Annotated in this window: 7 protein-coding genes; all 7 read right to left on the bottom strand. The window is 39.8% G+C overall.

Annotation, left to right across the window (positions count from 1 at the left end):
- Positions 1-9: 9 nt before the first annotated feature.
- A complete protein-coding gene (locus tag AC07N0_RS17040; protein ID WP_494590127.1) occupies positions 10-5,820 on the bottom strand; it encodes a carboxypeptidase regulatory-like domain-containing protein in 5,811 nt (1,936 codons plus the stop codon).
- A gap of 516 nt (positions 5,821-6,336) precedes the next feature.
- Positions 6,337-8,583: a xanthine dehydrogenase family protein molybdopterin-binding subunit gene (locus AC07N0_RS17035; RefSeq protein ID WP_494590126.1), complete on the bottom strand. Its 2,247-nt coding sequence runs from the start codon at positions 8,581-8,583 to the stop codon at positions 6,337-6,339.
- A gap of 15 nt (positions 8,584-8,598) precedes the next feature.
- Positions 8,599-9,051 carry a (2Fe-2S)-binding protein gene (locus AC07N0_RS17030; RefSeq protein ID WP_492803034.1) on the bottom strand — a complete coding sequence of 151 codons (453 nt, stop codon included), beginning with the start codon at positions 9,049-9,051 and terminating at the stop codon, positions 8,599-8,601.
- A gap of 112 nt (positions 9,052-9,163) precedes the next feature.
- Positions 9,164-11,407, bottom strand: a complete 2,244-nt coding sequence (locus tag AC07N0_RS17025; RefSeq protein ID WP_494590125.1) for a xanthine dehydrogenase family protein molybdopterin-binding subunit — start codon at positions 11,405-11,407, stop codon at positions 9,164-9,166.
- A gap of 167 nt (positions 11,408-11,574) precedes the next feature.
- A complete protein-coding gene (locus AC07N0_RS17020; protein ID WP_494590124.1) occupies positions 11,575-12,648 on the bottom strand; it encodes an alpha/beta hydrolase in 1,074 nt (357 codons plus the stop codon).
- Positions 12,649-12,745: 97 nt separating this feature from the next.
- The gene (locus AC07N0_RS17015; RefSeq protein WP_494590123.1) at positions 12,746-13,183 is read right to left on the bottom strand and encodes a nuclear transport factor 2 family protein; all 438 of its coding nucleotides are present in this window, start codon (positions 13,181-13,183) and stop codon (positions 12,746-12,748) included.
- A gap of 56 nt (positions 13,184-13,239) precedes the next feature.
- The gene (locus AC07N0_RS17010) at positions 13,240-13,695 is read right to left on the bottom strand and encodes a nuclear transport factor 2 family protein (RefSeq protein ID WP_494590122.1); all 456 of its coding nucleotides are present in this window, start codon (positions 13,693-13,695) and stop codon (positions 13,240-13,242) included.
- Positions 13,696-13,701 lie beyond the last annotated feature (6 nt).

The raw sequence follows: 13,701 nt of genomic DNA, 5'->3' as shown, positions 1-13,701 counted from the left end.
ATTCAAAAATTAGTATAAGCGAACGTTAACACTTGAACCATTGCTAGATACATTAAAGTCAGCTCCAACATTAAGACATATTTTAAACCCTGCACCACAAGGAACCCAGTTACTTCCGCACGAGCAATTGAAGCTACCGTTTGGATAAGGGATGCCGTAAAAATAACTAAAGCATGGGCAGACTGCTGGCGGAGAGCAATAAGTAATGTTGATTGAATTACAGCTTGCTCGCTCTTCTGAATAAAATTGAGTGGCTAAATTGGCACTACCTCTTGCATACCAAGAACCATCGAATCCTCCTTCCAAATTCATGCTAGCAGAACCCATAGCTCCCAACGTCATACCCAAAAGAGTAACCCTGAAATCGGATGCTGTACTGAATGCTGACTTGGCGAAAAATTTATTTTCAACGAACTTATAATACATCTCTACACCTCCTGAAGAAACATATTTATAATAGAAACCAAATGCTTTGAAACCAGCTATGTTGACATCTAATCGTGCATTGAAGTTTGGTACAATCAAGTCTCCTTTCAAATAAACAGCATTCATGGTGCCATTATTATCAAGTCCGTTCCGACCTACTAACGTTAGTAAAGTTTTAGCTATGATAGGAGCACCGGGAGTATTACTATTAAAATTATAGCCAAATGCCATAAATGCGTTCCCGTTTAAGATAGCACCAGCATAAGCATCAGCATTAACTGCTAAGAACAAAGCACCATCTCCCTGTGATGATGATGGCGCTAATGCATACAGCACACCATCTATTCTTGCATCTACACCTTCTATTAATCTTACATCATTTTTTGATTTAGAACTAACCGTAACTAGTAATGAATTTCTACAAAAATCTGCATTGAATTCCATCACACCCCAAAGTTTATCTTTCATCATGAGTGACCCACTACCGTATATCACTGGGTTGTCATTACAATTGGTGTTATCAAACATAATCCCAACGGTAGCATCTTTTACCATCGCTACTGTTTTTGGCACGCCAAGTGGACCAAAACTTCCTTTTAAGAATACGTCGTATTTTTGTGTTCTAGTATCAATATCAAATCCACCACCTATGTTATGCCACATGATAGGCCCTGTAGCAACACCTGCATTGGTCGTCAGACTGGCTGCAATTTGGAAGCCACCTGCCGTATAATTATAATATTTAAAGGCTGCATCAAAATCCTTCGTCGCCATTTTTAGCTTGACGGCGGCCTCAAAACCTTGTTTTACATCATCAATCTGCAACTTTACTTTCCCATTCAGTTTGAATGAAGGAGTTTTCATTTCCAACTCAAAATCATTCAACATTATTTCAGGGCCATTGCCAACATTACCCACTACAAATGAGGCAGAAGCAGTAGTGGTCATCCCTTCAAATGGAATAGTAATTCCGCCTGTCAGACCTATTGCCCATGTAGATTCTGCTGGTTTCATTTGCACATTGTTAACGACTTGCGCCGTAGCTGGCTTAGCTGCATCAGTGAGTGCTTGAGCCATGGCTTTCATCGAGATGCCGTTACCAATGTTCACTAAGATAGTCTTGATATTTATCCTAGCTACCTTCAAATCTACCACCGCATTGGGTGACGCAACGATGTATAAATCCCAATCTTTACTGCGTAACTGGAACTGGTTTACCACGATTGGGAATACACCTGTCAACGACGACTTGATACCTGCGGAGCCTCCAGTACCAGCATAATCTAACGTGCCAGAAGTTTTGAATTCAAAGCTTCCTGCATCAAAGTTATAGCTCAAACTGATGTTACTAGTAGGACTAGGGGTCTTGAATGTTAACCCATTCATCGTTAACCCTGATGCAGGCAGTTGTACTACGCCCGCAAGGGTAGTTCCTGTGCCTTCTTTGGTTGTTAATGAAAGCGATTTGATAGTAAGCGTTCCGTTTTCTTCATTGGCTGCATCAAAAACAGTAATCTTTCCAGACATTGTTAAATTAGGGTTTGTTGTCCCTAATCCCGACAAATTCATCTTGCTGATAACTAGTCTGAAGTGTTGCATGGTGGCAACAAATGGCTTACCGCTTACCGTCATGCTACCTTGTGCTGATATGGCCGGCTTCATCGTAAACTGTTCGTAACTAGAGGACGTATTGGCAGGAACTACCAGTCCGGGTATGCTAGGTAACTGGAAGTAAGAACTTAAACTATATCCCGTACTGCTAAGGCTTGGATTACTTTTATTGATTAATAAACTACCCATGATACCCGCTTTTAATTCCAAATTCCCCGTTGCTGCTGGTACGAACGAAATCGTTGACGAAAAGTTTTGACCTGTTTCTAGGAACTTCATCCTCAATTTTCTACTACTACTCAACTCAGGAATTTGAGATGAACTAAATACATAATTAAATGTTTGAGACAATGATAAACTATCCTTCACTACTACATCAGATAAATTAATCGGCATGTTATCAGTAGCACTAGATGAACTGAAACGAAGCACGAGCTGGTCACCGCCAATGATGAAATTTGAACCTACCGTTTTAAGCTTGATAAAAGGATTACCTTGTACCTCAATGGAAGCAAAGCTAAATGCCTTTACGTTCATGACAGCTTCTTTAAAGACAACATCGCCCAAAGGCACTGCATTAATATCTGTTGCCTTAGCCTTGATAGGCACATCACTAAACGTTAGGGTTGCGTTCCTTCCTTCTATGGTATATAGGCTATTAGATGCAACCGTTAATGAGCCAGTAATCTCAAAATTTCCTGCACTTATTTTCTTTATTTTAGTAATGGCTACAGGAAAACCTCCAAAAGTTTGTAGCCTCGGTGCGTCGGGGTCTATATACTGAAGAGGGAAATCTACTGTACTATTGACTCCCACTGGCACTTTAACTTCAGTCGGAGCAATAAACGTTGATTGTACTACACTAAGTACATATTCTCTATTATCCTTGGGAAGTGTGAGCGTATAATTTCCTTGAGCATCGGTTACGGCTTCATAAGGGAGACCATTAACATATACCTTGGCTCCTGCGACCGCTGTTCCAGTTTCTTTGTTACGTATTACACCCGTAATTACCATAGCAGGCGTTAATATTACTTTTAGGTCTAACCCACTAATTCCATTAACGATATTGAAAATTCCTGAAGCCTTCATGAATGATGCGCCTCCTACAATTGGCTCAATCGCAAAACTATGCGTTCCCGGTTTACCTGTGTAAAACCACGGAACACCATCTGTTGCAGTAAAAACTTCCTTACCATCTATGGTTACTTTTCCTCCAACTATCTCCTTGTTGCTTAAGCTAAAGAATAAAACAGCACTACCACTAGGTATAAGGGTAAGTTTTGTGTCAAGTTCAGATGTCACGTAAGAGCCCTTCACTTCTTCGCTTGCACTGAAATAAGTTGGAAAAATGTCCTTCACTTGTCCCGTACCAATTCCTAGAAGATCTGCAGTGATATTATTCTTACTCTGGTATTTCAACGGATCTAGACCCCATAGATAGGACTGCCAATTACTTGCAGTGTATCCACCCGATGGATATGTTGCCTGCAACATATAAAATGATATCTCTTTATCGACATATCCATCAGCATAGCAATCAAGTTTACTACCACGTGGAACTGGATAGGGAACCTTTAGGGTAAAATAGCCATCTTTTGTGGTACGCGCAGAGATATTAGTACCTCTTAGGGTTACTAGGGCATTTTCTATGCCATCACCAGTTGTCGACGCACTAAACTTTATTCGACCAATAATGGTTGCTACTAATTTTTTAAGGGCAATATTTTTGGTCTGAAGTTGTTGCCCGTCTTGTATCACTGCATCTACTTCCGTAGCGCTTTCCATAATACGAGTATCTGTAACGGATAATTTAACAATACCTCTCGGAAGAAGCCATGGTAACTCAGCGAACTTATAATAACCACTAGCATCAGTTATAGCCGTATATACAGTATTGACGTTCTTAGGTACGCCGGGTCTAAGATCATACGTTTGAATAGTGGCTGTAACTTTTGAACCGCTTTGAGGAATGCCTGAGAAGGTAACAATACCATCTATCTGGTTTTTACTTACGTTAAAAACAAAGTTTTTTGTTACACGTGTAACGATTTTGGCAGTGTCTGATGTACTTCGTACAGGCAACGTTCCTAACGGATAATAGACCGATTCTGTTGATGGATAGCTTACTTGTACCAAGTAGTCATCAGGTGCAGTACTTCTGAACAACCGTTTAAACGTGTTTCCATTGCTACGTTTAGCAAGTACTACATAACTAACGTTATTGTAGGTTACAGTCTCGGGAGAGTTACCAAATACTGCCTTCATTACTGGTGATGCATTGTACTTGGCTTGATTTAATAAGAAATTGAGCGTCAATCCAGGATAACCAGTAGTCACTAATACTAGTGGTTTTACTTGCATAGAGATAATCTGTAAGACAGTCGTTCCAAGGTTGGTATCGTAGGTATTAGTGCTAGTTTTTACCAATTTTACCGTTTGCGTAACAGGGTAAAGTTGGTTGTCGGTATGCTTAGCTATGATATAAACCCCCTGACACATATCAGCCGTAACGGTATTGAAGCTTATACTATAAGTACCATCCGAAGCCGTTTGGGCTGTACCGAGTACAATTGATTCTCCTGAAAACATTGTTCCGTACAATGTTACCTGACCATTATTTAAGTTGTATTTCGTTGTGCCTGGGGTAGGGTTATTAACAGGCAGACTCGTAATTGATTCTGCGGCAGCATTCGTTGCTAAGTCTGTTAATGTAGCCGTACCTGTTTCATCAGTTTGTTCTGAAGAAGCATACGCGAAGGTGACTTTCCCCTGTAATACGCTGTTTACAGGAACTACAGGAGTTGTAGTCTGGATTAGCGTTGATCCTGCTGATGATGTATTACCCATTCCTGAGGGTACACTAATACCTGTTACACCAGCGTTTATTACAACAGAGCTTTGTCCATATTTAAAATTAATAACTGTGCTTTGTCCATTATTCCTAAAATTGGTAAAACCATTAGGGTCAAAGGCAGTAACCATCATGGCATATCGTCTGCCAAGGGTTAATTGCGGATCAGCAGGACTATATATATACATATTTCCCATTACTTCTTTTTCAAAGAAATAAGGTTGAGTAGCACTCATAATCGCATCATTGGGATTACGATTTCCAATGATTTCTACGATACGGACTCTATACCATGTAGTAGGGGGTGCACCAGGAGGAGTTCCCCAGCTAAGTGATATTAGCTGAACGGAAGTATTTGTGATTTCCATCCCGTCCATGGGGGCAATTATCACAGGAGGCTCTAAGCTAGTTACACTAAAATTATTACTGCAACCAATGGGGTCTTCGGCGCTTACTGGAACATTTGTATCATAATTATAGGCACGGATACACAATCGATAATTAGCTTCAGGAAGACCGTTACCACGGATAGCTTCCGCAGAAGTGATTCCGACATAATCAAGATGATCAAGATCAAAGAATGAAGTGAAATCTCCACCATTCAACACTTTCATCTCCCCAGGTGACATCACAAGTGGTGAAGCGCTTCTAAAACTGGACTGTACTCGCATCTCGATTCCATTGTCGCCAGTTACAGTACCCCTAAGTTGAAGCCGTTGTTCACTAGTGGTAGTGTTTAAAACTGTAATAAGAATTTGTTCAGGATGCGAAGTATAGTCGGTAATGCGATACCGATATGGAGGAATAATTTGTATCGTTATTCTTATCTGTGCAAATGCACTATTAGTAAATGAGCATAGCAGTAAAAAAAACAGAAACCTCTTAATAAATACGCACTTAAGACCTGATTTAGGTAAGATTGAAATCATGTTAAAAACGGATTAGCTATTTAATACTCTTTCGGCTAGTCATCACCGAAACAATTAAAACAAATTTAAGCACATATTGCTGGCAATTTTAAAAAGGTATTCCAATGAGCTATATTTTGGATGTGAATAGTGTATTTATGTATGTAAGAAAAAGAATGGATTTTAGACCGAACTTTTCAAGCTCTGAAATAGCAATCCTCAGAAAACTTATAATATATTATGGAAAAATGCAGAAACCTTGCTGAACAAAGCTACAGTATCTTTTTTTAAATGACAAATTGCTTGAGAGCGTATCAGTGAATATCACAATGGTGACTCAAAGATTCTTTCAATTAGTATGAATACCCAAGTTGGAAAGTAAAAAGATAAGTATCTATAATAATGCTATATCGTAGATTTTCGGTCTGGGAAATGTTGTGTCTGTTGGGGATGGGAGAAAAAAGAGGAGGTTTTACCCTTACTATTAGCAGGTGACTTAAGTCATTTGTTAATAGTAAGGGTTTGAATAAGCTGAATTTATGATTTTGGCTGATCAGATGTAAAAGGCTGATTGTAATATCGTCTACCTGTTGTTTTATACAACGCATTCGCGACTGCTCCAAACACAGGAGGGAAGGGAGGCTCGCCAAGTCCAGTAGGGTCAAGGTCGTTCAGCACAAAATGTACATCCACTTTTTTAGGTGCCTCGTTATGACGAATAATACGGTAATTATTGAAATTGCTTTGTTCTGCTACGCCGTCTTTGTGGGTTAATGCTCCGTAAAAAGCATTCCCGATGCCATCAACCACAGCACCTTGCACCATATTGCTTGCAGCGTCTGGATTTACTACAATGCCACAGTCAATCGCACTGGTTACTTGTTCTACATAAGGTTCGCCATTGCGTTCTATCATATCCACCACGTGGGCGGCATACGAATTATGGCAAAAATAAGCAGCGACGCCACGTTTTTTATTTTTGTTTTCAGGTTTACCCCAATTAGATTTTTCTCTTACTAATTCCAAAACCCCTGCATATCTATCAGCGTCATATTCATTGTTTTTGCCTACTGGATTTTCCTTTGCTCGTTTTAATAATTCCAAACGGAAGGCAATAGGGTCTTTTCCCATAGCTTCTGCTACTTCATCTAAAAACGACTGCTCCGCTGCTGCATTAAAATTAGAACGAGGCGCACGGAATGCACCAATCGTAATATTAGAAGGAATCTCCCAACCTTCGGCTAAGTAATTATCAACTGCACCCGCAGGGAAACGATTCGCATGAACAGGATGCTCGGGAATGCCACCACCTTTTACATGAAAACCAATCAAGTTTTTATTGGCATCTAAAGCTGCACGATAAGTAGCCGTGTACATTGGGCGATAGATTCCATAAGTCATATCATCCTCACGGGTATAAATTAATTTGATAGGCGCTTTTATTTTCTGAGAAATACGAGCCGCTTCATATACATATTGACCATACGCTCTACGACCAAAGCCTCCGCCCATGCGGGTCATTTGAATCTCAATCTTGTCGGCAGGGAGATTCAAAATCTTTGAAAGTGTAGGCTCTACCCAACCCGGTGCTTGTAGAGGACCAGCCACTACGGCTTTATCTGCTGAAACATGGGCAAAGAAATTCATAGGTTCCATACAGTTATGTGCCAAAAACGGCGCATTGTAAGTACGTTCGATAATCTGAGTGGCGTTTTTGAAAGCAGTTTCGGGGTCGCCATCTTTCCTTAATTGCTGGGCTGGTTTTTTAGCATATTCAGCCATTAATTCCATTTGACCACTGGTGGTTTCCAATCTACCTGGCACAGTCACTTCTCGTTTTCCACCGCGCCCCATCATCGTATCTTTCACGTCGCCAGTAGGCTCCCACTGTATCTTTAGTTTCTTGCGAGCATTCATTACTTCCCAAGTAGAATTGCCCACAACAACCAACAAATCATTGAATGTACGGGTATCAAAACCACCTTGCTCGAAACCATCATCATATAATTTAAAGCTAAAAACATGTTTGATACCCGGCATTTTTAGGGCTTGAGTAGCATCAAAAGATTTTAATTTCATGCCAAATGCTGGCGGATGCTGAATCATGGCAATCAGCATACCTTCAACACGGTAATCCATTCCGAAAAGTGGTTTGCCTGTAACTACTTTTAAGCCTTCTGTATTTTTCTTTGAATTTCTTACAATCGAAAAATCTTTAGGGGCTTTCAACTTCACATCTTTCGGTACAGGTATGGTAGCAGCTTTACTGGCTATTTCACCATATTTCGCTGATTTTCCGCTTGAATGAGATAGAATACCTGCTTTTGTCGTGATTTCAGTAGCAGGAACGCCCCACGTTTGAGCCGCCGCTTCGATAAGCATTTGTCTAGCTGATGCCCCTGCATTTCTCAAGGGTTTCCAGTAAATTCTAACCGAATTACTGCCCCCTGTAAATTGTGGTCCTAGTTTTACGTTATCGTGTGGCCCCATTTCTACGACCACATTCTTCCAATCGACATCCAATTCCTCCGCCACCATCATCGGTAATGAAGTCATTACATTCTGTCCGAATTCGGGATTCGGACACATGATTTTGATAATGTTGTCGGGCGTAATCTTGATATATCCATTGAGTTCACTCCATTGTTCTGGCAAGTTTATTAGAGCCATTTTGTCTGCCGACTTGAAGCTCGACAGCCAAGTAAAGCTCAGCATTAATCCACCACCTGTGAGAGCGGAAGACTTTAAAAATGAACGACGGCTTTGTGTGTTATTATTTTCCATGTTGATATTTTTTTGCTATTGCTTTACAGATTTAATAGCTTCCTTAATACGTAAATAAGTTCCACAACGACAAATATTACCACTCATGGAAGCATCTATCTCTTCATCTGAAGGGTTAGGGTTCTCTTTTAATAAAGCTGCCGCACTCATCATTTGTCCTGCCTGACAGTAGCCACATTGAGCCACGTCGTGTTCAATCCATGCTTTTTGTACAGGGTGAGTACCATTCGCAGACAAGCCTTCGATAGTAGTGATGGCTTGCTTGCCCACTGCTGACACTGGCATACTACAAGAACGAATGGCAGTACCATTCAAATGAACTGTACACGCTCCACACATAGCCATGCCACAACCAAATTTGGTGCCAGGCAGATTAAGGTGGTCTCGTAAAACCCAAAGCATTGGAGTTGAGGGATCAACATCTACCTGTTGTATTTTCCCGTTTATTTTTAGTGAGTATTTTGCCATAGCGTTATATCTACTTTATTGAGAATTAAGCGAATTTATATAAATAAAACAATAAGAAATAATGTTTTTCAAACAGAATCTTACGAATTTTAAACATTGTATCCTTTGTAACCTACAAATTATCGGTAAAGGGCTGATTGTAAAAACGCTTACCCGTAGCCTTATACAAGGCATTTGCCAAAGCTGCATATACTGGCGGGTAGGCAGGTTCTCCCATGCCCGAAGGGTCGAGTGTATTTTGTATGAAATGCACTTCAATATGTTTGGGTGCTTCGTTATGGCGAATCATGCGGTAATTATGAAAATTACTGGCATCTGCAACGCCCTTTGTTAAAGTCATTTTTCCATACATGGCAGCCCCAACGGCATCTACAATACCACCTTCTGCCATATTTTTGGCAGCATCAGGATTGATGACAATCCCACAGTCAATCGCACACCATACTTTATTGATAACAGGCACACCGTCTTTCATTTCCAAGTCGAGTACATGAGCCGCATACGAATCATGACAGAAATAGGCAGAAAACCCTAGCTTTTTGCTGGTTTTGATATTTTCCCAATTAGCTTTCTCTTTGACTAACTCTAGTACTTTGGCATATCGTTCGGGTTCATATTCGTTGTTTTTTCCTACTGGTTTTTCTTGGGCACGTTTTAATAATTCCAAACGAAAAGCTATTGGGTCTTTTCCTGCTGCTTCTGCCACTTCATCCAGAAATGATTGTTCGGCAGCAGCCATAAAATTAGAACGTGGCGCACGATATGAGCCAACCGTTATGTTCGAATCAATCGTAAAATCTTCTGCTAAATAATTATCAACCGCTCCCGCAGGAAAACGATTGGGGTATAAAGGCGATTCTGGTACGCCACCAGTTTTTACATGGAAACCTATTACATTATTGTCGGCATCAAGTGCCGCCCGATAGTGTGCGGAATAAGTAGAGCGATAAATACCCGAAGTCATATCATCTTCACGGGTATAAATTAACTTGACAGGTGCTTTTACTTGTTGTGAAATTAGCGCCGCTTCAATCAACCAATGGGCATAAGAGCGACGACCAAAGCCACCACCCAAGCGAGTCATTTTAATGTCAATTTTCTCCAGAGGCATTCCCAAACGTGCTGATAGTGCCTGTTCGGTAAATTCTGGCTTTTGAAGTGGTCCTGATAATTCGGCTTTATCAGCTGTTACATCCGCAAAGAAATTCATGGGTTCCATACAATTATGCGCCAAATATGGAGCCGAATAAGTACGCTCAATGACTTTAGTAGCACTTTTAAAGGCCATTTCTATGTCTCCATCTTTTCGGCGAACAGTAGCAGGTTGAGCCATTCGTTCTGCCAATTTAGCAGTGTGTTCTTTCGAGTCTTCTAGACCAGCAGGAATCTTTTCAGTTAGTTTCCTACCCAACATATTGCGGTTTTGAGTATATCCCTCAAAAGGTTGCCAGTCAATTTTCAAGGCTTTTTTTGCTTGCATCACTTCCCACGTAGTATTGCCAACAATGGCAACTACTTCATTGAAAGTAGTAGTATCAAAAAATGTTTTTTCATAACCATCATTGAAGATTTTGATAGGGAAAATGTCTTTTATGCCTTTCATCTTCTTCACGGCCACCTTGTTGATAACCGACTTGAACTTTAGTCCAAAGGCAGGAGGGTGTACTATCATCGCAATAAGCATTCCTTCCTTTTTGGTATCAATGCCAAATAGCGGTTTACCCGTAATGATTTTTTGTAAATCAACATTGCGTTGGCTTCTACCAATAATCTTAAAGTCTTTGATGTTTTTTAGTTTTACATCTTTTGGAACAGACATTTGTGCAGCCATAGTGGCCATATCGCCATATTTGGCTGATTTTCCAGTACTTTTATGATACAAAACCCCCGATTCAGTAGTTATTTCTTCTAAGGGTACATTCCATGTTTTGGCAGCTGCTTCTCTGAGCATTTGACGGGCGGTAGCACCAGCCATGCGGAGCGGTTGCCAACTTAGGTGAATTGCCTGACTACCTCCGATAAACTGTCGGGTGAAATGCTTGGTATCTAAATCGGCTTGTTCGATAATAATTTTAGAGAAGTCAACGTCCAGTTCTTCTGCCACAATCATTGGCATAGAAGTTTTTACACCTTGTCCGCCTTCAGGGTTTGGCGACATAATTTTGATGACATTATCAGCCGTAATTTTTACAAACCCGTTGAGTTCATTCCAATTCGCAGGTAATAATGTATTCTTCTCTGTATCAGTAACTTTAGCACTTGAAAAACCACTAATACTTAGCATCAATCCACCTCCTGCAAGGGCAGATACTTTTAGAAATGAACGACGACTATGAGTTGTTTGTGATGCTTCCATATTGATATATTAACTATACTTGAGTGTTGTAAAACTAATTATCATCAAAAATATCTTTTTGTTTGAACAAGCAGATGCATTGAGGATAATTTTAGACCAACGCCTGTGTATTCCCACGAACGACAATTATGATAGTTTTGCCTTTGTTTGTGTTTTTTACCAACAAATCAATCCAATCCTTTTTCTTTCAACCATTTAGAAAGTAAATCAGCAATCTCCACATTATTCAAATCAGAAAAAGGAAAATGGGTATTGCCTTTTATGCCAATTTCAGGCAAGTGAATAATCGTAACATCACCGCCATGACGATTCACTGTATCTCTCCAAAGCTTTGCCATTTCCAAACGAGCCCTCCAACCATCTTGCCCCGGATTATCAATAGGCTTGTCAGGAATAAAATCACCGTAGTAAATAATGATAGGTATTTTTGTAAGTTTCAAAAAGTCAGCCATCGGAACAGCAACCGCTGAAACAGGGCCTGCAGAACTTGCAATAGGAGGAGGCACCTGACCTTCGGGAAAAAGAAAGCCACTACCCGGTTCATAAGAAGCAATTGCTTTAATATGGCTATTTTTTACGGCAGTTGCCCAACCAAATCCTCCTGAATGAGAATGTGTGACAAGTATACCCTCACCAATTTTATCAAAAAGCTTCGATATAGCATCAGTAATTACTGCTGTATCAAATCCCCCGATATTAGGAGTCATCTGTCGGAAATACTGATTTAATGTTTCTTTATCTTTTGCAAACTGTACACCTTGAAAATATTCAGTTCCGATACCCACTCTGAATGTCCCAAACCACATTTGTTCGTCAGGAGTAGGAGTGATGGTTGCTGTTTCTGTACTTCTACTAGCATTTCCTCGGCGAGGTTGGTCGATGAGATACACTCCGAATCTTCGTCTCAAGAAGATATTATTAAACCCTTCACGACCATCTGGCGTTGTTTCCCATGTTTTAGAAAACTGTCCGACACCATGCCAAAAGACCAATGGTAATTTTCGAGCTTTTGTAGGAAGTTGATAAGTAATATAGGCATGGTCACCATGAAAAGTCTGTCCTTCGGGTGTACGTTTGATAGGGTCAAAGGTACCAGCATTTGTAATGACAGTTCCTCCAACGGCAAAGCTACCTTGCTCTTTAATGACTAAAAGCCCCTTTTGAGAAGGAATACAGGCAGTAAAAAGTAGAGGAATTAGTACTACAACTAATCGAGAATAATATCTTGTAAGTTTTATCATTTTTTGATTGTTTTTATGCCGTTTTACTACAAAACTACACATGGAGTGACTTTGTTAATTTTATCGTAGTTTGCTTCACGCTGTATTTCAATAGTTCTTATGGTGTCATAAGTTTTGAAAATGAAAGTGAACCCATTTTCCATTCATTCCCGACTTTAACATAAACTTCCGTAACCATAAATGGATTGCTTACCTCATTTCCGCCAACTACTGCCAGTAGTGTAATCCTATTTAATAGAATGACAGTATTATCGATAATTATTGGTGATAAAACCTCATGAATATCGGCTTTTTTATAATGAATAAATCCTGATTTAATAATGTCTAATTCACGTTCTTTTCCCCATGAGCCACCCATGTGTACAAACATTGATTTATCGTCAAACAATTTGGCTAATTTATCGACATTTTTATCCGACATCCATTGCCATTTGTTTTTTGAAAGTGTTTTGATTTCTTCTTCAACTGTATTTTGAGCAAAAGTGTTTATTGACATCAAAATAAAAGATACGATTCCGAGAATTATTTTTTTCATTATTTTAATATGTTTATATCCCCTCTCTCAAGGAAAGTGAGACTTATTTTAATACACTATTTCTTTATCTGATGTGTATCTCGAACACTGCTGAATGTTAAGGCTAATAGTTTCCACGCCTTACCTTGTTTTTGATAGACCTCTGTTACTGTAAATTCAGTCTTGGCTTCCGTTCCTCGCACAATAGCCTCAAGCGTAATTCTGTTCCACACGATAGCAGTTTTACCAGAAACTTCTATAGCTGAATCATGCACTATGGCATTTTTATACCAAATACTTCCTGTTTTAATGATTTCAAGCTCTTCGTCTTTCTTCCAAGTACCACTCATGTGTACAAATTTTGCTTTGTCATCGAAAAGAAGTGCAAGTTTGTCCACGTTCTTATCAGCCATCCATTGCCATTTGTCTTTGGAAAGCTGCATGATTTCTTGTTTTGTCTTGTCGGAAGATTGGGTAAATCCAACTTGCCCAAAAGCTAAAAGAATCGAAACTACTAATATTATTGCTTTCATATTATT

This window comes from Arcicella sp. GW821-FHT09D11 (genome assembly GCF_059416265.1).
This window is presented reverse-complemented; position numbering and strand designations above follow the sequence as displayed.